This window comes from Ottowia massiliensis, from assembly GCF_900240305.1.
In the GTDB taxonomy this organism is placed as follows: Bacteria; Pseudomonadota; Gammaproteobacteria; order Burkholderiales; family Burkholderiaceae_C; genus Ottowia; species Ottowia massiliensis.
This window is the reverse complement of record NZ_LT964854.1, coordinates 1,242,428-1,264,653: the sequence shown is the minus strand read 5'-3', so window position 1 is coordinate 1,264,653 and position 22,226 is coordinate 1,242,428. Positions and strand designations below refer to the sequence as shown.

20 protein-coding genes and 4 tRNA genes are annotated in these 22,226 nt (G+C 61.2%); 8 read left to right on the top strand and 16 right to left on the bottom strand.

The window, feature by feature from the left end; genetic code table 11:
• Positions 1-157 precede the first annotated feature (157 nt).
• From C1720_RS05800 to C1720_RS05770, 7 genes are all read left to right on the top strand, one after another.
• Complete coding sequence (locus C1720_RS05800) at positions 158-550, top strand: PepSY domain-containing protein (RefSeq protein ID WP_102283537.1); 393 nt, start codon at positions 158-160, stop codon at positions 548-550.
• A gap of 423 nt (positions 551-973) precedes the next feature.
• Positions 974-1,546, top strand: coding sequence for an RNA polymerase sigma factor (locus tag C1720_RS05795; RefSeq protein ID WP_102283536.1), 573 nt, complete (start codon positions 974-976; stop codon positions 1,544-1,546).
• Positions 1,543-1,974 (top strand): DUF3619 family protein, encoded by a 432-nt coding sequence (locus C1720_RS05790; RefSeq protein ID WP_102283535.1) that lies wholly within the window; start codon positions 1,543-1,545, stop codon positions 1,972-1,974. The genes C1720_RS05795 and C1720_RS05790 overlap by 4 nt, the downstream gene beginning before the upstream one ends.
• A 21-nt stretch (positions 1,975-1,995) precedes the next feature.
• Entirely contained in the window at positions 1,996-2,418 is a 423-nt protein-coding gene (locus tag C1720_RS05785) for a DUF3106 domain-containing protein (protein ID WP_102283534.1), read from the top strand.
• Positions 2,419-2,495: 77 nt separating this feature from the next.
• Positions 2,496-3,017 (top strand): RDD family protein, encoded by a 522-nt coding sequence (locus C1720_RS05780; protein ID WP_102283533.1) that lies wholly within the window; start codon positions 2,496-2,498, stop codon positions 3,015-3,017.
• On the top strand, positions 3,001-3,432 hold the full coding sequence (locus C1720_RS05775; RefSeq protein WP_102283532.1) for a diacylglycerol kinase: 432 nt from the start codon (positions 3,001-3,003) through the stop codon (positions 3,430-3,432). The genes C1720_RS05780 and C1720_RS05775 overlap by 17 nt, the downstream gene beginning before the upstream one ends.
• A gap of 111 nt (positions 3,433-3,543) precedes the next feature.
• A complete protein-coding gene (locus tag C1720_RS05770) occupies positions 3,544-4,131 on the top strand; it encodes an LOG family protein (protein WP_102283531.1) in 588 nt (195 codons plus the stop codon).
• A gap of 178 nt (positions 4,132-4,309) precedes the next feature.
• On the opposite strand, the gene gdhA is transcribed toward C1720_RS05770, so the two are convergent.
• The 3 genes from gdhA to C1720_RS12875 all read right to left on the bottom strand — a co-directional run bounded on the left by gdhA (position 4,310) and on the right by C1720_RS12875 (position 7,146).
• Positions 4,310-5,656, bottom strand: a complete 1,347-nt coding sequence (gene gdhA, locus C1720_RS05765; RefSeq protein WP_102283530.1) for an NADP-specific glutamate dehydrogenase — start codon at positions 5,654-5,656, stop codon at positions 4,310-4,312.
• Positions 5,657-5,723: 67 nt separating this feature from the next.
• Positions 5,724-6,485 (bottom strand): imidazole glycerol phosphate synthase subunit HisF, encoded by a 762-nt coding sequence (gene hisF, locus C1720_RS05760; protein ID WP_050716455.1) that lies wholly within the window; start codon positions 6,483-6,485, stop codon positions 5,724-5,726.
• Positions 6,486-6,909: 424 nt separating this feature from the next.
• Positions 6,910-7,146, bottom strand: a complete 237-nt coding sequence (locus C1720_RS12875) for a hypothetical protein (RefSeq protein WP_146006889.1) — start codon at positions 7,144-7,146, stop codon at positions 6,910-6,912.
• On the opposite strand from C1720_RS12875, the gene C1720_RS05755 reads away from it, so the two are divergent.
• The gene (locus tag C1720_RS05755) at positions 7,138-7,761 is read left to right on the top strand and encodes a LemA family protein (RefSeq protein ID WP_199170959.1); all 624 of its coding nucleotides are present in this window, start codon (positions 7,138-7,140) and stop codon (positions 7,759-7,761) included. The genes C1720_RS12875 and C1720_RS05755 overlap by 9 nt on opposite strands.
• A gap of 283 nt (positions 7,762-8,044) precedes the next feature.
• Here C1720_RS05755 and rpoC read toward each other — a convergent pair whose 3' ends face one another.
• The 13 genes from rpoC to C1720_RS05690 all read right to left on the bottom strand — a co-directional run bounded on the left by rpoC (position 8,045) and on the right by C1720_RS05690 (position 22,051).
• Entirely contained in the window at positions 8,045-12,346 is a 4,302-nt protein-coding gene (gene rpoC / locus C1720_RS05750; protein ID WP_439650741.1) for a DNA-directed RNA polymerase subunit beta', read from the bottom strand.
• 148 nt (positions 12,347-12,494) lie between these two features.
• Positions 12,495-16,607, bottom strand: a complete 4,113-nt coding sequence (gene rpoB, locus C1720_RS05745) for a DNA-directed RNA polymerase subunit beta (protein ID WP_102283529.1) — start codon at positions 16,605-16,607, stop codon at positions 12,495-12,497.
• A gap of 321 nt (positions 16,608-16,928) precedes the next feature.
• Positions 16,929-17,309, bottom strand: coding sequence for a 50S ribosomal protein L7/L12 (gene rplL / locus C1720_RS05740; protein WP_050715196.1), 381 nt, complete (start codon positions 17,307-17,309; stop codon positions 16,929-16,931).
• A gap of 45 nt (positions 17,310-17,354) precedes the next feature.
• Positions 17,355-17,864: a 50S ribosomal protein L10 gene (rplJ, locus tag C1720_RS05735; RefSeq protein WP_102283528.1), complete on the bottom strand. Its 510-nt coding sequence runs from the start codon at positions 17,862-17,864 to the stop codon at positions 17,355-17,357.
• 302 nt (positions 17,865-18,166) lie between these two features.
• Positions 18,167-18,865, bottom strand: coding sequence for a 50S ribosomal protein L1 (gene rplA / locus C1720_RS05730; RefSeq protein ID WP_102283527.1), 699 nt, complete (start codon positions 18,863-18,865; stop codon positions 18,167-18,169).
• Positions 18,866-19,297 (bottom strand): 50S ribosomal protein L11, encoded by a 432-nt coding sequence (gene rplK / locus C1720_RS05725; protein ID WP_102283526.1) that lies wholly within the window; start codon positions 19,295-19,297, stop codon positions 18,866-18,868. It lies immediately after the preceding gene.
• 103 nt (positions 19,298-19,400) lie between these two features.
• On the bottom strand, positions 19,401-19,961 hold the full coding sequence (gene nusG / locus C1720_RS05720; protein WP_050715200.1) for a transcription termination/antitermination protein NusG: 561 nt from the start codon (positions 19,959-19,961) through the stop codon (positions 19,401-19,403).
• A complete protein-coding gene (secE, locus tag C1720_RS05715) occupies positions 19,961-20,344 on the bottom strand; it encodes a preprotein translocase subunit SecE (RefSeq protein ID WP_102283525.1) in 384 nt (127 codons plus the stop codon). Before secE ends, nusG begins: the two co-directional genes overlap by 1 nt.
• Positions 20,345-20,428: 84 nt before the next feature.
• Positions 20,429-20,504: transfer RNA gene (locus C1720_RS05710), tRNA-Trp, on the bottom strand.
• A 10-nt stretch (positions 20,505-20,514) separates the two neighbouring features.
• Positions 20,515-21,705 carry an elongation factor Tu gene (gene tuf, locus C1720_RS05705; RefSeq protein WP_050715131.1) on the bottom strand — a complete coding sequence of 397 codons (1,191 nt, stop codon included), beginning with the start codon at positions 21,703-21,705 and terminating at the stop codon, positions 20,515-20,517.
• A 43-nt stretch (positions 21,706-21,748) separates the two neighbouring features.
• Positions 21,749-21,823: transfer RNA gene (locus tag C1720_RS05700), tRNA-Thr, on the bottom strand.
• A gap of 37 nt (positions 21,824-21,860) precedes the next feature.
• A tRNA-Gly gene (locus C1720_RS05695) sits at positions 21,861-21,934 on the bottom strand.
• Between the two features lie 31 nt (positions 21,935-21,965).
• Positions 21,966-22,051 (bottom strand) — tRNA-Tyr (locus tag C1720_RS05690).
• Between the last annotated feature and the right edge of the window lie 175 nt (positions 22,052-22,226).

The window sequence follows — 22,226 nt, the reverse complement described above, 5'->3', positions numbered from 1 at the left end:
CGTGCCAATCAAAACCAGCTTGCAATTATGAAAGCCGCGCGATGAAAACCGCGCGGCGCCATGAACCACAGATGAACGCGCGCTTCAGGCCGCATTCAGACCGCGCGGCGGAAGATGCGCTCATCGTTTTTTCTGTTTCTTTCGAAGGAGTCCATCCATGAAAACCAGAAACCTGATCGCCATGGCCACGCTGGCCGCCACGGCCGCGCTGGCGCTGCCGGCCGCTGCCAAAGAAAAATCGGCCCTGGTCGTGCCTGGCGGCCCGGCCTACGTGGCGCCGCCGGGCTATGTGGTCACGCCCGGCTACATGCCGCCGCCTGAAAAACCGCGCAAGCACAAATACCGCATCTCGTCTTCACAGGTGCGCCACATCCTGCGCTCAGCGGGCTACCGCCGCATTCATGACGTGGATTTCGACGATGGCCGCTGGGAAGCCGAAGCCATCAACCCAGCCGGCTACCGTGTCAAGCTGCGCCTGCCGCCCGATGGCAGCGCCATTTATGAAAAACCGGACTGGGATGGCGACGATGATGACGATGACGACGATTGAATGACCGTTTCTCTGCTGTCCTGCCGCCTTTGCAGCAGCGGCGCCCAAGCGTCTTGTCTTGCCAGCCCCCGCTTTTCCGCCACACCGGCGCGAAAAGAGCGGGGCGCATGAAGCAAGGCGCAGACCGTGGCGCCGGTTTTTCGCTCCTTTATCAATAGCATGATGTCCTAGTGGAAACTGCGCGAGATGCTATTTCCACCCTCTGGATTCGCTCCTGTTTTTGATGATGCGGGGCCTGCGATGCCAACCGTGGTTCCGGCCATCTGCCGCGCCCCAGCCCGCCCGCAGGCATTTGACGGACGGGTTGCCGCATGAAAGAGCGCCTTCACCGGGGCGGGAGCAGCCGTCTTGGCAAAACCAGAAAGCGCGGCCACGGCGCGCATCTTCATAATTTGCCGCACCTCTTGAGTTGAGCAATTGCCCTTGGCTACCGAACAGGAACTCTCCGACTTTCTCAAAAGCGTGGAAAAGCGCGCCTTCAAGCGTGCCGTCTGGCAAGTGCGCGATGACGACACGGCGCTGGACATCGTGCAAGACAGCATGCTCAAGCTGGCGCAGCGTTATGGCGACCGCCCTGCGCAAGAGCTGCCGCTGCTGTTTCAGCGCATTCTGGCCAATCAGACGATGGACTGGTTTCGCCGCCAGAAAACGCGCGACGCCCATCTGGCCAGCGCGGCCGATCTGATCGGCGGCGATGAAGAAGAGGGCGGCCCCGACGCGCTTGAAGTGCTCCAGGCCATTGCGGGGGCCGAGGCCGCCGCCGAAAGCGCCGAAACCTCCCTGAGCCGCCGCGAAGTGCTGCGCCTGATTGAAAAGGCGCTGCAAGAGCTGCCTGCGCGTCAACGCGAAGCCTTTCTGTTGCGTTACTGGGAAGAGCTGGATGTCGCCGAAACAGCCGCCGTCATGGGCTGCTCGGCTGGCAGCGTCAAAACGCACTGCTCGCGCGCCACGCAAGCGCTGGCCCGCACGCTCCAGGCCCAGGGAATTTCGCCATGACCACCCAGAAACGCATCGACCAATTCGCCAACCGCATCGCCGCCCGGCTGGAAGGCGGCGGCGTGCCGCATGACGTCAGCGAACGCCTGCGCATCGCGCGCCAGCAGGCGCTGGCCGCGCGCAAAACCGCTGCGCTCGCCGCCGCACAGCCCGCGTCTGCCATCGTGACGCAAGGCCGCCATGCGGCGCTGGCCGCAGGCGGCGAGCCTGGTTTTGGCTGGCTGGGCTGGCTGGCGCCCGCGCTGGCGCTGGCCGCGTTGCTGGCAGGCCTGCTGGCCTTGCAGCCGCAGCAAATGCGTCTGCCCGATCCGCGCGTGGCCGAAGTCGATGCCGATCTCGTGGCCGATGCCTTGCCGCCCAAAGCCTACGCAGACCCGGGTTTTCTGCAATACCTGCGCCTGACCCAGCCGCCAGCCAACGTGCATTGACTTTTGCGCCGCCCCTTCGCCATGAAATACCCGCCCCTGCCACGCTCCTTGCTGGCCGCCGCCTGCCTGTTGGCCGCCTGCGCCGCGCATGCCCAGCCGTGGACGGCGCTCACGCCGGAGCAGCAAACCGCCCTGGCTCCGCTGGCCGCCCAGTGGCCCGGGATGAGTCCCGAGCAGCAAGGCCATTGGCTTGCCTTGGCGCAAAGCTATCGCAGCATGAGCGCGGACGAGCAGGCAAGTCTGCAAAGCCGCATGCGTGAGTGGGCTGCTCTCACGCCCCAGCAGCGCGCGCAGGCGCGCCAGAGCTTTGACGAAGCCCGCAGCGTGCCCGCTGACGAAAAAAAGCTCCGCTGGGAGGCCTACCAGCATCTGCCCCGGCAAGAGCGCGAACGGCTGGCGCGTGAGCCAGCCCCGGCCATTGGCGCGCCTGACAGCGCCAGATAATCGGCCGCTCACCGCCTGCGGCGCGCGCCTGTTGCGCCGCCAGGCTTTTTTGCTTCACCCGCTCCATCCGTTTTTTCATGCCTGCCCCCCCACTGCGCCGCCGCATGGCCTGCTGGCTGTACGAGGGCGTGCTGATGTTTGGCGTCGTCGTCGCGGCGGGCCTGGTTTTCAGCATTGCCGCCCAGATGCGCCACGCGCTTGAGCACCGACACGCCATGCAGGCGTTTCTCTTTCTGGTGTGCGGCATCTACTTTTGCTGGTTCTGGTCCAAGGGGCAGACGCTGGCCATGAAAACCTGGCGCATCGGCATCACCGACCGGCAAGGCCTCCCCCTCACGCAGGCGCGCGCTGCCTGGCGCTACCTGCTGTGCTGGCTGTGGTTTCTGCCCCCGCTGGCCCTAAGCGCCCCCTTTCATCTGCCCGCTGCTGAAGTGGGCGTGCTCACCCTGGGCTGGATCGCCGTCTGGGCGCTGCTCTCGCGCTTTCAGCCCGAAGGCCAGTTCTGGCACGACGTGCTCGCCGGCACGCGCCTGACGGATGCGCGCGCGCCGGAAACGCCAGCTTCGCCCGCCCCTGCCGCCAATGCCGACGCCGCCTGACTCACCTTCCACGCCGCAGGCCCAGGGCGCTGCGGATATTTCCAGCGGCCTGCCGCCCAAACGCACCGGTCTGGCGCGCCTGTGGCATGCCTTCGGTTACTCGCTGGCGGGCCTGCGCGCCGCCTGGCATGAACCGGCTTTCCGGCAGGAAGCGGTGCTGAGCTTCGTGCTCGTTCCGGCCGCCTTCTGGCTGGGCCGCAACTGGGTGGAAACCGCCTTGCTCGCTGGCTCTTGCCTCATCGTCATGGTGGCCGAGCTGCTTAACAGCGGCATCGAGGCGGCCATTGACCGCATCGGCTTGCAGCGGCACCCGCTTTCCAAACGGGCCAAAGACCTGGGCAGCGCCGCCGTGCTGCTGGCGCTGCTGCTGGCTGGCGGCATTTGGCTGGCCGCCATCTGCGCCCGTTTTGCGTGAAAAAGTTGCGCGGGAGGGCGCGTGCAGACTGGCTTGATGCCGGTTTTTGCTGCGCCTGGCGCTGTCAGCGCCCTCCTTTTCATTCTGGTTTCCCTCAACGCCTGTCCATTCATGAAAGACCCCGCCTTTTCCATTTGCGTTTATTGCGGCTCCCGCTCTGGCGCTGATCCTGCTTTTGCCGCCCTGGCCGCGCAAACGGGCCGCTGGATCGGCCAGCACGGCGGCCAGCTTGTGTACGGCGGCGGCAAAAACGGCCTCATGGGCGCTGTGGCTGATGCCACGCTGCAAGCGGGCGGCCGCGTCATTGGCGTTATTCCGCAGGCGCTGGTTGAGCGCGAGCATGCCCATCGCGGCTGCACCGAGCTGCACGTTGTGCAGACCATGCACGAGCGCAAGCACCTCATGGCCGCCCGCGCCAGCGCTTTTCTGGCCCTGCCCGGCGGCATTGGCACTCTCGAGGAATTTTTTGAAGCCTGGACGTGGCGCCAGCTCGGCTATCACGCCAAGCCCATCGGCCTGCTCAACCATGACGGCTTCTACGACGGCCTGCTGTCTTTTCTGCGCCACAGCCAGGCGCAAGGCTTCATGTCTCCCGATTTGATGGCGCTGGTTGATGTCGATACCCATCCAGCCGCCTTGCTGGAGCGCCTGGCCCGGGGCGCAGATGGCGAATTCAGCCCGCTTGCGGCGGTTTTTTAGCTCCTTTATCTAGAGCATGACGTCCTAGTGGAATGTGCGCAAAGCGGTATTTTTACCCCTTTAAATTAGCTCCTGATTTTGATGGCGCCGGGCCAGAGGAGCCGGATGGAAGGCCAGAAGATCAAAAAGGCGCCAGGCGCGCGCCGCAAATGAAAAAGGGTGGCTGGGCCACCCTTTTTCAAACCACGCCCTGGGCGAGCATGGCATCGGCCAGCTTGACGAAGCCGGCGATGTTGGCGCCTTCCACGTAGTTCACCGCGCCCTGGGCGCGCTCGCCGTAGCGCACGCAGTTTTGGTGAATGTCTTTCATGATGGTGTGCAGGCGCTCGTCCACTTCCTGCGCCGTCCAGCCCAGCCGCATGGCGTTCTGGCTCATTTCCAGGCCCGAGGTGGCCACGCCGCCCGCGTTGCTGGCCTTGCCGGGCGCGTAGAGCGTGCCAGCGGCCAAAAAGACATCCACCGCTTCCAGCGTGCTGGGCATGTTGGCGCCTTCGGCAACGCAGAGCACGCCGTTTTTGACCAGCGTTTTGGCGTCTTCGCCGTCCAGCTCGTTTTGCGTGGCGCAAGGCAGGGCGATGTCGGTTTTGACGTGCCAGGGGCGGCTGCCGGGCAGGAAAGTGAGGCCATGCCGCGCCGCGAAGTCGGCCAGGCGGCCGCGCTGCACGTTTTTCAGCTCCATCACGGCCAGCACTTGCTCGCGGCTCAGGCCCGCTTCATGCACCAGCGTGCCGCCCGAGTCCGACAGGGTGATGACTTTCGCGCCCATCTCCAGCGCCTTTTCGGCGGCGTACTGGGCCACGTTGCCGCTGCCGCTGATGGACACGCGCTTGCCTTCAAAGCCTTCGCTCTTGCGCGCGAGCATTTCCTGCGCGAAGTAGGCCACGCCGTAGCCCGTGGCTTCAGGGCGCATCAGGCTGCCGCCAAAGCTCATGCCTTTGCCGGTGAAGACGCAGGCGGCGCTGTTGCTGAGCTTTTTCATCATGCCGGCCATGTAGCCCACTTCGCGCGCGCCCACGCCAATGTCGCCAGCGGGCACGTCGGTGTCAGGGCCGATGTGGCGGAACAGCTCCTGCACCAGCGCCTGGCAAAAGCGCATGACTTCGGCGTCGCTCTTGCCTTTGGGGTCAAAGTCGGAGCCGCCCTTGCCGCCGCCCATGGGCAGCGTGGTGAGCGCGTTTTTGAAGCTTTGCTCGAAAGCCAGGAATTTCAGAATCGACAAATTCACGCTGGGGTGAAAGCGCATGCCGCCCTTGTAGGGGCCAATGGCCTTGCTGTGCTGGATGCGAAAGGCGCGATTGACTTGCGTGCGGCCCTGGTCGTCGGTCCAGCTCACGCGAAACTGCACCACGCGGTCCGGCTCGCACAGGCGCTCCAGCAGGGCGTATTCGCGGTATTGCGGGTTCTTCTCCAGGAAGGGCCAGAGGCTGGTAAGCACCTCGCGCACGGCTTGCAGAAATTCCGGCTGGTCCGGATCGCGCCGCTGCACATTGCGCAGAAAGTCTTCAAGGCTGGTTGTGGCTGTCATTTTTTCTCCTTTTCGTGGAAATAAACGTGATAAAGCGGCCCAGCCAGGCCGCCATTCGCCATGATATTCACTGCCTGACCGTGATACCGCGCTCTGCCATGCGCGCCTTGGCCTCGGCCACGGTGTGCTGGCCGTAGTGGAAGATGCTGGCGGCCAGCACGGCATCGGCCAGGCCTTGCTGCACGCCGTCGGCCAGGTGATCCAGCGTGCCCACGCCGCCAGAGGCAATCACGGGCACCGGCACGGCCTCGGCCACCGCGCGCGTCAGCGCCAGGTCAAAGCCGCTTTGCGTGCCGTCGCGGTCCATGCTGGTGAGCAATATTTCGCCCGCGCCCAGATCGGCCATCCGCCGCGCCCAGGCCACGGCATCCAGCCCCGTGTTCTGGCGGCCGCCGTGGCTGTACACCTCCCAGCCTGCGCCATCGGCGCGGCGCTTGGCGTCAATGGCCACCACGATGCACTGCGCGCCGTATTTGGCCGACGCCTCGCCAATCACCTCGGGGCGGGCAATGGCCGCCGAATTGAAGCTGGCCTTGTCCGCCCCCGCGTTCAGCAGGCGGCGCACGTCTTGCACGGTACGCACGCCGCCGCCCACGGTGAGCGGAATGAACACGCGCGAGGCCACAGCTTCGATGATGGGCAGAATCAGATCGCGCCCGTCGCTGGTGGCGGTAATGTCCAGAAACGTGAGCTCATCGGCGCCCTGCTCGTTGTAGCGCGCGGCCACTTCCACCGGATCGCCCGCATCGCGCAGGCCCGTGAAGTTCACGCCCTTGACCACGCGGCCCGCAGTCACGTCAAGACAGGGAATGATGCGTTTGGCAAGCATGTTTGGTTTGACAGATGAAGGGTTGCTGACAGAATCCGCCGCCATGACAGCCTTGGCCATTTCTGACAACGGGCGCGTGCTCATTCCCGCCGCGCGCCTGCACGCCGAAGTGCGTGATGGCCGCCTGGCGCTCACGCCAGCTTCCCGGCGTTACGCCAACGCTACGCGGCGCTACGCGCCTATTTTGACAGCCACCTGCCGCCCGCCGAAGGGCGCAGCGCGGCCGACGAATTCATTGCCGAGCGCCGCGCCGAAGCCGAAGCCGCGCACGAGGCCAGCGGCGGCCAGCCGGGCACATAGGCGGAAGAAGGCGTGATTTCGCTCCTTTGGCAATAGCAATACCTCCCCGCAGAAACTGCGCGAAACGCCTTTTAAACTTCCTTGAATTGCTCCTCTTTTTGATATGAATCTGCATGCCAGCCGTTCACGTCATTGACGCCTTCGTGCTCATCGCCATCTCGCGCGGCGAGGCGGGCGCCAGACCGCTGAAAATGGGCCTGCCGCCTGCCGGACCGCCCCCTGCGCGCTGGAACAGTTCAGTCTGGGCGCAGCCGCCTTTGCCCATACGCAGGCGCAGGCGCATGTGCAGCAGGCCATCCGCATTGCCGTGCAGCTGAACCGCTGCCCCCTTTTCACTCTCCAAGGAATCGCCATGAAACATTCCCTGCAACGTCTGCCCTCCCTGCCCCGCCTGGCCGCCGCCTGCGCCCTGGCGCTCGCGCTGGCAGGCTGCGGCTACAACGACTACCAGCGTCTGGACGAAGAAACCCAATCTGCCTGGAGCGAAGTTGTCAATCAGTACCAGCGCCGCTCCGACCTGGTGCAAAACATGGTCAACACCGTCAAAGGCGAAGCCAACTTCGAGCAGGAAACGCTCACCAAGGTGATTGAAGCGCGCGCCAAGGCCACCAGCATCCAGGTCACGCCCGAAACCCTGCAAGACGCGACAAAGCTCCAGCAATTCCAGGCCGCGCAAGGCGAACTCTCCAGCGCCCTCAGCCGCCTGATGGTCACCGTGGAGCGCTACCCCGATCTGAAAGCCAACCAGGCGTTCGCCGACCTGCGCGTGACGCTCGAAGGCACCGAAAACCGCATCACCGTCGCCCGCAACCGCTACATCCAGGCCGTGCAGCAATACAACGTGCTGCGCCGCAGCTTCCCCACCAACCTCACGGGCATGGTGTTCGGCTACGAACCCAAGCAGAACTTCACCGTCGCCAACGAAGCAGCCATCTCCACCGCACCCACGGTGGATTTCAGCAAGCCCGGCCAATAAGGCCCGCGCGGCCCTGGTCCCGCTCCAGCCACAACGGCCAGTTCAGGGGCATCAAAAACAGGAGCGAATTCAGGCCTGCTGAAATACCCGTCAGCGCAATATTTACCAAGACCTATAGCTATCGTAAAAATAGCAAATCCAGAGCTTTCTCCCCTGCCCGCGCCAGGCTGCGCGCGAACTCTGGCGCTCTCCTTGCGCGGCTGACCAAAGGCGAAAAAAAACGCCCCGGCGCTCGCTGGGGCGCGAGGGCCGGGGCGCTGGGCCGCAAGGAGCCGGGCGGGCTTTATTCGGCGGCGGGGGCGTCGCCGTCGGCGGCTTCGGCGCTGTCAGCCACGCCAGCCAGGGCTTTGAAAGCCTGGGCGATGGCGTCCACATCGGCGGCGCTGGCAGCTTCTTCGCTGACTTCAGCCAGGTCAGCCTCGGCTTGCGCTTCTGCTTCAGCGATGGCGCGGCGCTCGGCTTCGTCCATGGCTTCTTTGGCCTTGCGGGCCTGGTGGTAGGCCAGGCCGGTGCCGGCAGGGATGAGGCGGCCGACGATGACGTTTTCCTTCAGGCCGCGCAGGTCGTCGCGCTTGCCCATGATGGCCGCTTCGGTGAGCACGCGCGTGGTTTCCTGGAAGGAGGCGGCACTGATGAAGCTGTCGGTGGACAGGCTGGCCTTGGTGATGCCCAGCAGGATGTTGGCATAGGTGGCGGGCGTTTTGCCTTCGGCGCGCAGGGCGTCGTTGGTGTTGAGGATTTCGCTGCGTTCGACCTGCTCGCCGGTGATGTAGTCGGAGTCGCCAGGGTTTTCAACGACCACGCGGCGCAGCATCTGGCGCACGATGACTTCGATGTGCTTGTCGTTGATCTTCACGCCTTGCAGGCGGTAGACGTCCTGCACTTCATCGACGATGTAGCGGGCCAGCTCTTCCATGCCCAGCAGGCGCAGGATGTCCTGCGGGTCGGCGGGGCCGTCCACGATGCTCTCGCCCTTGTTGACGACCTGGCCTTCGTGGACGAGGACGTTTTTCTCCTTGGGGATGAGTTCTTCCCAGACCTTGCCTTCGGCGTCGGTGATTTGCAGGCGGATCTTGCCCTTGGTTTCCTTGCCGAAGGAGACGGTGCCGGTCATTTCGGCCAGCACGCCCTTGTCTTTGGGGCTGCGGGCTTCAAACAGCTCAGCCACGCGGGGCAGACCGCCGGTGATGTCGCGGGTTTTCTGGCCTTCCATCGGCACGCGGGCGAGGACTTCGCCAGGGCCGACTTCCTGGCCGTCGCGCACCTGGATGAGCGCGCCGACCTGAAAGCCGATGGCCACGGGGTGGTCGGTGCCGGGGATCTTGACTTCCTGGCCTTGCGCGTCGGTGAGCTTGACCAGCGGACGCACGATCTTGGTGGAGCCGGCGCGCTTGGGGTCGATGACGGTGAGGGTGGACAGGCCGGTGATGTCGTCCGACGAGCGGGCCACGGTCACGCCTTCTTCCATGTTTTCGAACTTCACCGTGCCGGCGTATTCGGTGATGATGGGGCGCGTGAGCGGGTCCCAGTTGGCGAGGATGGCGCCGGCCTTGACGGGCTGGTCGGCCTTGACGGCGAGGGTGGCGCCATAGGGCACCTTGTGGCGCTCGCGCTCGCGGCCGAATTCATCGACGACGATGATTTCGCCGGAGCGGGAGATGACGACCAGCTCGCCCTTGGTGTTGGTGACGTAGCGCATGGCGGCGTTGAAGCTGATGACGCCGCTGGAGTGCGCCTCGACGCTGGAGGCCACGGCCGCACGCGAGGCCGCGCCGCCGATGTGGAAGGTGCGCATGGTCAGCTGCGTGCCCGGCTCGCCGATGGACTGCGCGGCAATGACGCCGACGGCTTCGCCCACGTTCACAAGGCCGCCGCGGCCCAGGTCGCGCCCGTAGCACTTGGCGCACACGCCGAAGCGGGTGGCGCAGGTCAGGGCGGTGCGCACGCGCACTTCGTCGATGCCGGCGGCTTCGAGGTCGTCAATGGCGTCTTCGTCGAGCATTTGCCCGGCCTTGACGACGACTTCACGCGTTTCAGGATTGACGAGGTCTTCGGCTGCGGTGCGGCCCAGGATGCGCTCGCGCAGCGATTCGATGACTTCGCCGCCTTCGACGATGGCGCGCATGAGCGAGCCGTCAGCCGTGCCGCAGTCTTCTTCGGTGACCACAAGGTCTTGCGTCACATCCACCAGGCGGCGCGTGAGGTAGCCGGAGTTGGCGGTTTTCAGCGCCGTGTCGGCCAGGCCCTTGCGCGCGCCGTGCGTGGAGATGAAGTACTGCAACACGTTCAACCCCTCGCGGAAGTTGGCGGTGATGGGCGTTTCGATGATGGAGCCGTCCGGCTTGGCCATGAGGCCGCGCATGCCGGCCAGCTGGCGGATCTGGGCGGCGGAGCCGCGCGCGCCGGAGTCGGCCATCATGTAGATGGAATTGAAGGACTCCTGATCGACTTCCTGGCCGTTGCGGTCTTGCACTTTCTGCTTGGCCAGCTGGCCCATCATGACCTTGGAGATTTCGTCGCCCGCCTTGCCCCAGATGTCCACCACTTTGTTGTAGCGCTCGCCTGCGGTGACAAGGCCGGCGTCGAACTGCTCGGCAATTTCTTTCACCTCGGCCTCGGCGCGGGCAATGATTTCGGGCTTTTGCGGGGGCACGAGCATGTCTTCAATGGCAATGGAGATGCCCGCGCGCGTGGCCAGCCGGAAGCCGTTTTGCAAGAGCTTGTCGGCCATGACGACGGTGTCCTTGAGGCCGCATTTGCGGAAGGAGGCGTTGATGAGGCGGGAGATTTCCTTTTTCTTCAGCGCCTTGTTCAGCAGGGCGAAGGGCAGGCCCTTGGGCAGGATTTCCGACAGCAGGGCGCGGCCCACGGTGGTGTCCACCAGGCGGGTGGAGGGGGCGAGGTCGCCCGTGGCCTTGTTCTTGGTCCATTCGGTCAGGCGCACGGTGACTTTGGAAGTCAGCTCCACTTCGCCCGCGTCCAGCGCGCGTTGCACTTCGCCTATATCGGCGAACACCAGGCCTTCGCCCTTGCCGTTGATTTTTTCGCGCGTGGCGTAGTACAGGCCCAGCACCATGTCTTGTGAAGGCACGATGGAAGGCTCGCCGGAAGCGGGGAAGAGCACGTTGTTGGAGGCCAGCATGAGCGTGCGCGCTTCCATCTGCGCTTCCACGCTCAGGGGCACGTGAACGGCCATCTGGTCGCCGTCAAAGTCGGCGTTGAAGGCGGCGCACACCAGCGGGTGCAGCTGGATGGCCTTGCCTTCAATCAGGATCGGCTCGAACGCCTGGATGCCCAGGCGGTGCAGCGTGGGCGCGCGGTTGAGCAGCACGGGGTGCTCGGTGATGACTTCTTCCAGAATGTCCCACACCACGGGGGTGCCGGCTTCCACTTCCTTCTTGGCGGCCTTGATGGTGGTGGCGATGCCCATCTGCTCCAGCCGGGCGAAGATGAAGGGCTTGAAGAGTTCGAGCGCCATCAGCTTGGGCAGGCCGCACTGGTGCAATTTGAGCGTGGGGCCGACGGTAATGACCGAGCGGCCGGAGTAGTCCACGCGCTTGCCCAGCAGGTTCTGGCGGAAGCGTCCGCTCTTGCCCTTGATCATGTCGGCCAGCGACTTCAGGGCGCGCTTGTTGGCGCCGGTCATGGCCTTGCCACGGCGGCCGTTGTCCAGCAGGCTGTCCACGGCTTCTTGCAGCATGCGCTTTTCGTTGCGGGCGATGATTTCGGGCGCTTTCAGCTCCAGCAGGCGGCGCAGGCGGCTGTTGCGGTTGATGACGCGGCGGTAGAGGTCGTTCAGGTCGCTCGTGGCAAAGCGGCCGCCATCCAGCGGCACCAGCGGGCGCAGGTCGGGCGGGAGCACGGGCAGCACTTCCAGCACCATCCATTCGGGCTTGATGCCGGATTTGCGGAAAGCCTCCAGCACTTTCAGGCGCTTGGTGTTTTTCTTGATCTTGACTTCGGAGCCGGTGAGGTCGCCGCGCAGCTTCTCGATTTCGGCTTCCAGATCAATGTTTTCCAGCAGTTCCTTGATGCCCTCGGCGCCCATGCGGGCGGTGAACTCGTCGCCGTATTCCTTGTACTTGGCGTCGTAGTCGTCTTCGGTGAGGATGCTGTACTTCTTCAGCGGGGTCATGCCGGGGTCGGTGACGACGTAGGCTTCGAAATACAGCACGCGCTCGATGTCGCGCAGCGTCATGTCCAGCACCATGCCCAAGCGGCTGGGCAGGGACTTGAGGAACCAGATGTGGGCGCAGGGCGCGGCCAGGTCAATGTGGCCCATGCGCTCGCGGCGCACCTTGGTCTGCGTGACTTCCACGCCGCACTTTTCGCAGATGACGCCGCGATGCTTGAGGCGCTTGTACTTGCCGCACAGGCATTCGTAGTCCTTGATGGGGCCGAAGATCTTGGCGCAAAACAGGCCGTCGCGCTCCGGCTTGAAGGTGCGGTAGTTGATGGTTTCGGGCTTCTTGACTTCGCCAAAAGACCAGGAGCGGATCTTTTCGGGCGAGGCCAGGCCGATGCGGATGGCGTCAAAGTGCTCATCCGGCGTGAATTGCTTGAACAGATCGAGCAAGGATTTCATGTGACTGTTTCCCCAATTGCTTCAAATTTGATAGCTGCCCGCGCCCATTCCACTAGGACTTGCGGCCGATTTGGCTCTGAAAACTGCGGCCAGTGGCGCATGGAAAGGCGTTTCATGGATGCGGCGGCGGGCAGGGCCGGGCGCGGCTTCAGGTGCGCTCCAGTTCGATATCCAGACCCAGCGAGCGGATTTCCTTGACCAGCACGTTGAAGGACTCGGGCATGCCGGCGTCGATGGCGTGCTCGCCCTTGACGATGGACTCGTACACCTTGGTGCGGCCCTGCACGTCGTCAGACTTGACGGTGAGCATCTCTTGCAGGGTGTAGGAAGCGCCATAGGCTTCCAGCGCCCACACTTCCATCTCGCCAAAGCGCTGGCCGCCAAACTGCGCCTTGCCGCCCAGCGGCTGCTGCGTGACCAGCGAGTAGGGGCCGGTGGAGCGGGCGTGCATCTTGTCGTCCACCAGGTGGTGGAGCTTGAGGTAGTGCATGTAGCCCACGGTGGTCTTGCGCTCGAAGGGGTCGCCCGTGCGGCCGTCATACAGCTGCGCCTGGGTGCGCGTGGGCGTCAGGCCCTTGGCCTGGGCGATGTCGTCGGGGTAGGCGATCTTGAGCATGTCCAGGATTTCCTGCTCCGTGGCGCCGTCGAACACAGGGGTGGCGAAGGGCATGCCGGAGGTCAGCTCCTGCGCCATGGCGCGCACGTCCTTGTCGGAGAGTTTGTGGATCTCTTCCTTGTGGCCCGTGGTGTTGTAGACCTGCTCCAGGAAAGCGCGGATTTCGGCCAGATTGGCTTCGCGCTTGAGCATGTCGCCAATGCGCTGGCCGATGCCCTTGCCCGCCCAACCCAAATGAACCTCCAGCACCTGCCCGATGTTCATGCGCGAGGGCACGCCCAGCGGGTTGAGCACGATGTCCACGGGCGTGCCGTCAGCCATGTAGGGCATGTCTTCCACCGGCGTGATCTTGGAGACCACGCCCTTGTTGCCGTGGCGGCCGGCCATCTTGTCGCCCGGCTGCAAATGGCGCTTGACGGCCAGATAGACCTTGACCATTTTGAGCACGCCGGGAGGCAGCTCGTCGCCCTGGGTGAGCTTCTTGCGCTTTTCTTCAAAGGCCAAGTCAAACACGTGGCGCTGCTGCTCAATGGAAGCCTTGATGCTTTCCAGCTGCGCGGCCACATCGTCATCGGCCGGACGGATGTCGAACCAGTGGTATTTATCCACTGACTTGAGGTAGTCCTTGTCGATCTTGGCGCCTTTGGCGATGTGGTTGGGGCCGCCGTTGGCGATCTTGCCGTTCAGCAGTTTCTCGATGCGGTCGAACGCGTCGGCTTCCACGATGCGGAGCTGATCGTTCAAATCCAGCCGGTAGCGCTTGAGTTCGTCATCGATGATCTGCTGGGCGCGCTTGTCGCGCTGGATGCCTTCTCGGGTGAAGACCTGCACGTCAATCACGGTGCCGCTGGAGCCTTGATCAACGCGCAGTGAGGTGTCTTTCACGTCGCTGGCCTTCTCGCCGAAGATGGCGCGCAGCAGTTTTTCTTCCGGCGTGAGCGTGGTTTCGCCCTTGGGCGTGACCTTGCCAACGAGCGTGTCGCCAGGCTGCACTTCGGCGCCCACGTAGATGATGCCGGACTCGTCCAGGCGGCCCAGCTGCTGCTCGCTCAGGTTGGGAATGTCGCGCGTGATTTCTTCCGGCCCCAGCTTGGTGTCGCGCGCCATGACCACCAGCTCTTCAATGTGGATGCTGGTGTAGCGGTCATCGGCCACCACTTTCTCGGAGATCAGGATCGAGTCTTCGTAGTTGTAGCCGTTCCAGGGCATGAAGGCGATCAGCATGTTCTGGCCGATGGCGATTTCGCCCAGGTCGGTGGAAGCGCCATCGGCGATCACGTCGCCCTTGGCCAGCTTGTCGCCGCGCTTGACGATGGGGCGCTGGCTGATGTTGGTGTTCTGGTTGCTGCGCTGGTACTTGATGAGGTTGTAGATGTCCACGCCCACTTCGCCAGCCACGGCTTCGGCATCGTTCACGCGGATGACGATGCGGGTGGCGTCAACGTACTCCACCACGCCGCCACGGCGGGCCGTGACGACGGTGCCGGAGTCCACGGCGGCCACACGCTCGATGCCGGTGCCCACCAGCGGCTTTTCGGGCCGCAGCACGGGCACGGCCTGCCGCGACATGTTGGCGCCCATCAGGGCGCGGTTGGCGTCGTCGTGCTCCAGGAAGGGCACCAGCGAAGCGGCCACGGAAACGATTTGCGCAGGCGACACGTCCATGTACTGCACGCGATCGGCGTTCACCAGCACGGAATCGCCGTTTTCTCGGGCGGAAACCAGCTCATCGGTCAGGCGGCCTTTTTCGTCCAGCGCGGCATTGGCTTGGGCAATGACGTATTTGCCTTCCTCAATGGCGGAGAGGTAGTCGATGTCGTTCGTGACCTTGCCATCCACCACGCGGCGGTAGGGCGTTTCGATGAAGCCGTATTCGTTCAGGCGCGCGTACAGGGCCAGCGAATTGATGAGGCCGATGTTCGGGCCTTCTGGCGTTTCGATCGGGCACACGCGGCCATAGTGGGTCACGTGCACGTCGCGCACTTCGAAGCCCGCTCGCTCGCGCGTCAGGCCGCCCGGCCCCAGAGCTGAAACACGGCGCTTGTGCGTGATTTCGGCCAGCGGGTTCGTCTGGTCCATGAACTGTGACAGCTGCGAAGCGCCGAAGAACTCTTTCAGCGCTGCCGAAATCGGCTTGCTGTTGATGAGGTCATGCGGCATCAGCGGCTCTTGCTCGGCCTGGCCGAGACGCTCTTTCACAGCCTTCTCGATACGGGCCAAGCCCGTGCGGTACTGGTTTTCGGCCAGTTCGCCCACGCAGCGAACGCGGCGGTTGCCCAGGTGATCGATATCGTCCACCTCGCCGCGTCCATTGCGCAGCTCAACCAGAATCTTCACGACATCCAGAATGTCTTCATTGGTCAGCACCATGGGGCCGGTGGAATCTTCGCGGCCGACCTTGGCGTTGAACTTCATGCGTCCCACGCGGGAGAGGTCGTAGGTGTCGGGGTTGTAAAAGAGGCGCTGGAACAGGGCCTGCACCGCATCTTCAGTTGGCGGCTCACCGGGGCGCATCATGCGGTAGATGGCAATGCGCGCGGCCAGCTCGTCCGCCGTTTCGTCGGTGCGCAGGGTTTGCGAAATGTAGGCGCCCTGATCCAGCTCGTTGGTGTAAATGCACTGGATGTCCTGCACGCCTGCTTCACGCAGCTTGGCCAGCAAGGCTTCCGTCAGCTCGTCATTGGCCTTGGCAATGACTTCGCCCGTGTCGCCATCCACGAGATCCTTGGACAGGACGCGGCCCAGCAAGAATTCTTCCGGCACGCTGATGTGCGTGGTGCCAGACTGCTCCAGCTCGCGCGCGTGCCGGGCGGTCACGCGCTTGTCCTTGGCAACGACGACCTTGCCTGCCTTGTCCGTGATGTCGAACCGCGCCACTTCGCCTTTGAAGCGGCTGGCCACAAATTCCATTTGTGCGCCACTGTCCATCAGGCGGAAATTGTCGTTGACGAAGAAATACGCCAGGATCTGCTCCGGACTCATGCCTATGGCCTTGAGCAGGATCGTCACAGGCATTTTGCGGCGGCGGTCTACCCGGAAAAACAGAATATCTTTCGGATCGAACTCAAAGTCCAGCCAGGAACCGCGATAAGGGATGATGCGGGCGGAAAACAGCAGCTTGCCGGAACTGTGCGTTTTGCCCTTGTCGTGTTCGAAAAATACGCCGGGACTGCGATGCAGCTGAGAAACGATGACGCGTTCCGTGCCATTGACGATGAATGAGCCTTTGTCGGTCATCAGGGGCACTTCGCCCATGTAAACCTCTTGCTCCTTGACTTCCTTGACTACCTTGTTCTGGGCGGTCGAGGACTCGCGGTCGTAAATAATGAGCTGCACGCGCGCGCGCACTGCGGAAGCGTAGGTCAGACCACGCGTTTGGCATTCACGCACGTCAAACGTGGGCTTGGCCAGGTTGTACTCAATAAATTTCATCTCGACAAAGCCGTTGTGCGAGATGATGGGAAAAGCCGATTCGAATGCCGCCTGCAGGCCTTCATGCGTGCGCTTCTTCGGGGGCGTATCTGCCTGCAAAAAAGCCGTATAGGCGTCTTTTTGCATTTGCAGCAAATAAGGAATTTTTAGTACGCTTTCGCGTGTGCCAAAGCTCTTGCGAATGCGTTTGCGCTCTGTGAATGTGTAGGCCATGAAATCTCCGGGCGGTGATCGGGGCAGGATGTCTGGCGACTGTTCACGCCGCTTCACAAATCAGCGCGGAACGCTGGTTTGCGCAAGCAGCAGCTTGGCGGCTGGCCTCTACCAACCAATGGCAGACGGCTGCGCATTGCACGCAGCCCGAACCAAGGATCTTCTTAGTCGGAAGTCAGAAGACACTTGAAAGCTCCTGCTCAACACGGAAGCTTTCAAGTGCAATCTGAAACGCAAAAAGGCTGGTCGCAAAACCAGCCTTGCCATTTCGCTTCCGGCCCTTTGAAAGCCATGCTTTGCATGGGCCGGAAGCTGCGTGGATCACTTGAGTTCGGCCTTGGCGCCAGCTTCTTCCAGCTTTTTCTTGGCGGCTTCGGCATCGGCCTTGGGCATGCCTTCCTTGATGGGCTTGGGAGCGCCATCCACCAAGTCCTTGGCTTCTTTAAGACCCAAGCCCGTAATTTCACGCACGGCCTTGATGACGGCCACCTTGTTGCCACCCGCCTCGGCCAGCACCAGGTTGAATTCGGTCTTTTCTTCGGCAGCGGCACCGCCAGCGGCGCCGCCAGTCGCGGCAGCAGGCGCAGCCATCGCCGCCGCGCTCACACCGAATTTTTCTTCAATGGCTTTCACCAAATCATTGAGTTCCATGACCGTCATGCTATCCAGTGCGGTCAGAAATGCGTCTTTATCAAATGCCATTTTGGTTTCCTAAAACAAGTTGGTTGATATGAAAAGCTGCTCGCTTTATTCGGCAGCCGCCGGTTCGCCTTCGCCTTTTTGAGCAGCCAAGGCTCCCAGCACAACAGCAGTACGGGATATGGGCGACATCAGCAAACCGCAAAGCTGCGCCAGCAACACTTCCTTGGATGGAATGCTGGCCAGCTGTTTCACCCCCTCGGCATCCAGGGCCTTGCCTCCATAGACGCCTCCGCGAATGACAAGTTTGTCATTGGTTTTGGCGAAATCAGCTACCACTTTGGCGGCGGCAACGGCATCCTCGGAAAAGCCATAGATGAGCGGTCCGGTCATCTGGTCGACGGCCACTTCAAATGCGCTTCCAGCTACAGCACGGCGAGCCAGCGTATTTTTCAATACACTGAGATTTACGCCTGCACTGCGTGCACTGAAGCGCAGTTTGTTCATGCCTTCGACCGTAACGCCACGGTATTCCGCCATCACGAGCGTTTGAGCTTTTGCGGCAAGGCTGGTCACTTCGGAAATGACCGCTTCTTTCTCACTGCGATTCAGACTCAAGGTCTACTCCTTTTAATAGCATCTTTTGCAGCTCACAAAATATAAGCCGCATCAAATGCACTCTTCATGCAGCGACCAACTGTTCGTTATTGACTGGACACAACTAAATAATCCAAATCATAACCTTGCAGCGGGATCGCCATCTACGCTGGCTGCACCCAAAAAAAGCACTCATTAAGCAGGAAAAAGGCCTGCACCAGCGGTCTTGGATGACCCGCCTATTAACCTTTAACTAAGGCTAAAGTAGCGGCCCACCACTCAGTCACGCAAAATCATCTGCGCGACTGAAACTCATGCCATCCTTAGCGAGCAGCCAGGCTTTGAGTGTCCACGCGAACACCAATACCCATCGTGCTTGACACCGCCACCTTGCGTAGATATTGCCCTTTACTGGTCGCAGGCTTGGCCTTGTTCAGAGCCTCGATTAGCGCAAGCAGATTGCCTTCCAACTTGTCTGCTTCAAATGAACGGCGGCCAATCGTTCCATGAATAATCCCCGCCTTATCTACGCGGAATTGAATCTGGCCTGCCTTAGCATTTTTGACTGCCGTTGCCACATCAGGCGTGACGGTGCCTACCTTCGGGTTCGGCATCAAACCGCGAGGGCCGAGAATCTGACCCAGCGTGCCCACTACACGCATAGCATCTGGCGCAGCAATCACCACATCAAAAGGCATATCGCCAGTTTTGACTCGTGCCGCCAGATCATCCATGCCGACAACATCAGCACCTGCCGCCTTAGCTTCTTCGGCTTTGGCGCCTTGCGCGAACACGGCTACCCGCGTGGTCTTACCCGTGCCATTCGGCAGCACGACTGCACCGCGTACAACCTGATCCGATTTCTTGGCATCAACGCCCAGCTGCACAGCGACATCAATGGATTCATCAAATTTCGCGATGGCACATTCCTTTACCAGTGCCAATGCATCTGTCAATGCATACAGCTTGGTAGAGTCCACCTTCCCCAGCAGGGCTTTTTGTTTCTTGGTCAGCTTGGCCATTTACACACCCTCCACCGTCACGCCCATGGAACGAGCCGATCCCGCAATTGTGCGAACAGCCGCATCCAGATCAGCCGCTGTCATGTCTTTCAACTTGGTTTTGGCGATTTCCTCAAGCTGGGCACGCGTAATCTTACCCACCTTATCCGTATGAGGCTTACTGGAACCCTTATCCAACTTAATAGCCTTTTTAATCAAGGTCGTCGCCGGAGGCGTTTTGATAATGAAAGTAAAGCTTTTATCAGCAAACGCCGTAATGACCACTGGAAGTGGCAAGCCCGGTTCAACACCTTGGGTCTGGGCATTAAACGCCTTGCAGAACTCCATGATATTGAGACCGCGCTGCCCCAAAGCAGGACCAATAGGCGGTGAAGGATTGGCTTTGCCAGCCGGAACTTGTAACTTAATAAAGCCGACGATTTTTTTCGCCATGCTTGGTTCTCCTAACGGGTACCAACGTCTGCCGCGCAGACTCCCCGAACGAAACGACCCGTTTTATTAATGACTGCGCCGGGTGCGAAAACGCAAAACACAATCAGGTCTTTTCCACCTGACCAAACTCAAGCTCAACAGGAGTTGCGCGCCCAAAGATTGTAACCAATACGCGCAACTTGCTCTTTTCGTAGTTCACCTCTTCGACAGTGCCATTGAAATCAGCAAAAGGCCCTTCTTTAACACGAACGTATTCTCCAACATCAAATTCAACCTTATGCTTGGGCCTATCAGAGCCCTCTTGCATTTGATTGACGATTTTCATGACGTCGTCTTCTGAAATGGGCGCAGGCCGATTACGTGCGCCACCCACAAATCCAGTGACCTTGCTCGTGTGCTTGACTAAATGCCAAGTATCATCATCCATGACCATTTCAACCAGCACATAGCCCGGAAAGAATTTGCGCTCGGTCGTACGTTTGACGCCATTCTTCACCTCAACCACTTCTTCTGTGGGAACAAGAATGCGTCCAAATTTACCTTGCATGCCAGCGCGCTGCACTCGTTCAACAATATTGCGCTCAACAGCCTTTTCCATGCCGGAATAAGCATGAACCACGTACCACTTTAGATCTGGATTAGCATTTTCTGGAATGTTCGTCATTACTTTTTCCAACCCAGGATCAAGTCATACATTACCCACTCAATGGTCTTATCTGTGAACCACAGAAACAGAGCCAGCGTCACAGAGAAAACAAAGACGAAAACGGTTGTCTGTATCGCTTCCCTGCGTGTTGGCCAAACAACTTTTCTGACCTCTCGCCAAGAATCCCGCCCAAAACCAATCAGACTCCGACCAGACTCCGACCACAAAAAGATGACAAAAGCCAAGACAAGGGAGCCAGCCAAGCCGCTCCATTGGAACATTACGCCTTTTGGAGCCAATAGATAATAGGCTGCCAGCCCTATCACTATCAACAAGACAGCAGCGACAGCCTTTATCTTGTCTGCGCCAGAGCTAACCGTTTCGACTTGAGTGCTTGACATACAAACGACGCGTCTAGGCGCCAGAAAGAGTATTCTTCAGACACGCAAGCCCACCACGAAGGTGGGCTCTTAATCGCCTAAGATTGGCAGGGGCAGAGGGAATCGAACCCCCAACCTTCGGTTTTGGAGACCGACGCTCTGCCAGTTGAGCTATACCCCTGCAACAAATATCACTCGATAATTTTTGCCACCACGCCAGCGCCCACCGTGCGGCCGCCTTCGCGGATGGCAAAGCGCAGACCTTCTTCCATGGCAATCGGCGCAATCAGCTTGACCGTGATGCTCACGTTGTCGCCTGGCATGACCATTTCCTTGCCTTCAGGCAGCTCAATAGAGCCTGTGACGTCCGTGGTGCGGAAGTAAAACTGAGGACGATAGTTGTTGAAGAAGGGTGTGTGACGGCCGCCTTCTTCCTTGCTGAGAACATAGACCTCGCCAGTAAAGTGCGTGTGCGGCGTGATGGTGCCCGGCTTAGCCAGAACCTGGCCACGCTCCACTTCTTCGCGCTTAGTGCCGCGCAGCAGAATGCCGACGTTGTCGCCTGCTTGACCTTGATCCAGCAGTTTGCGGAACATTTCGACGCCGGTGCAGGTGGTTTTCTGTGTGGGGCGAATGCCGACGATTTCGATTTCTTCGCCAACTTTGATGACGCCGCGTTCCACGCGGCCCGTGACCACGGTGCCACGACCAGAGATGGAGAAGACGTCTTCTACGGGCATGAGGAAGGTGCCGTCCACCGCGCGCTCAGGCGTGGGGATGTAGCTGTCCAGAGCATCCGCCAGCTTCAGGATGGCTTGTTCGCCCAACTCGCCTGTATCGCCTTCCAGGGCGAGTTTGGCGGAGCCTTTGATGATGGGGGTGTCGTCGCCGGGGAATTCGTATTTGGAAAGGAGTTCGCGAACTTCCATTTCCACGAGTTCGAGCAGCTCGGCGTCGTCAACCATGTCGGCTTTGTTGAGGAAGACGATGATGTAGGGCACACCAACCTGACGGGACAGCAGGATGTGTTCGCGCGTTTGCGGCATAGGGCCGTCGGCAGCAGAGACAACAAGGATGGCGCCGTCCATCTGGGCTGCGCCGGTGATCATGTTTTTGACGTAGTCGGCGTGACCAGGGCAGTCCACGTGGGCGTAGTGGCGCGTGGCCGTTTCGTATTCCACGTGTGCCGTGTTGATGGTGATGCCGCGCGCTTTTTCTTCGGGAGCAGCGTCAATCTGGTCATAAGCTTTGGCTTGGCCGCCAAACTTCTTGGACAGCACGGTCGTGATCGCCGCCGTCAGCGTGGTCTTGCCGTGGTCAACGTGACCAATCGTGCCTACGTTTACGTGCGGCTTCGTCCGCTCGAATTTCTCTTTCGCCATTTTTCAGCTCCGAAAAAGTTGACTTGACAACACTTGGTGGAATTGGTGCCCTTGGCGGGAATCGGACCCGCGACCTCTCCCTTACCAAGGGAGTGCTCTACCACTGAGCCACAAGGGCAAACATGCTTCGCAACGCCATACTTTGCGCCGGCTTTTGGAGCGGGAGACGGGAATCGAACCCGCGTCATTAGCTTGGAAGGCTAAGGTTCTACCATTGAACTACTCCCGCACCTTCCTGCTGCGCATTTCTGCGTGACAGATGGTGGAGGGGGCTGGATTCGAACCAGCGTAGGTGTAAACCGGCAGATTTACAGTCTGCTGCCATTAACCACTCGGCCACCCCTCCTTGAGTGAAGCTTCTAATTATGCTTCAAAATTGCTGCTTGTGCAAGAGCCTGGTGGCAAATTTGCATGATACCTTTCTCGTTCACATCTTCTGGTTCCCTGCTTCGCCACGTCAGCTTTTTTCTTCCTCTATGGCGTGCCGTCAAATCATTCAGGGATGGCTGCGGCCAGATAAA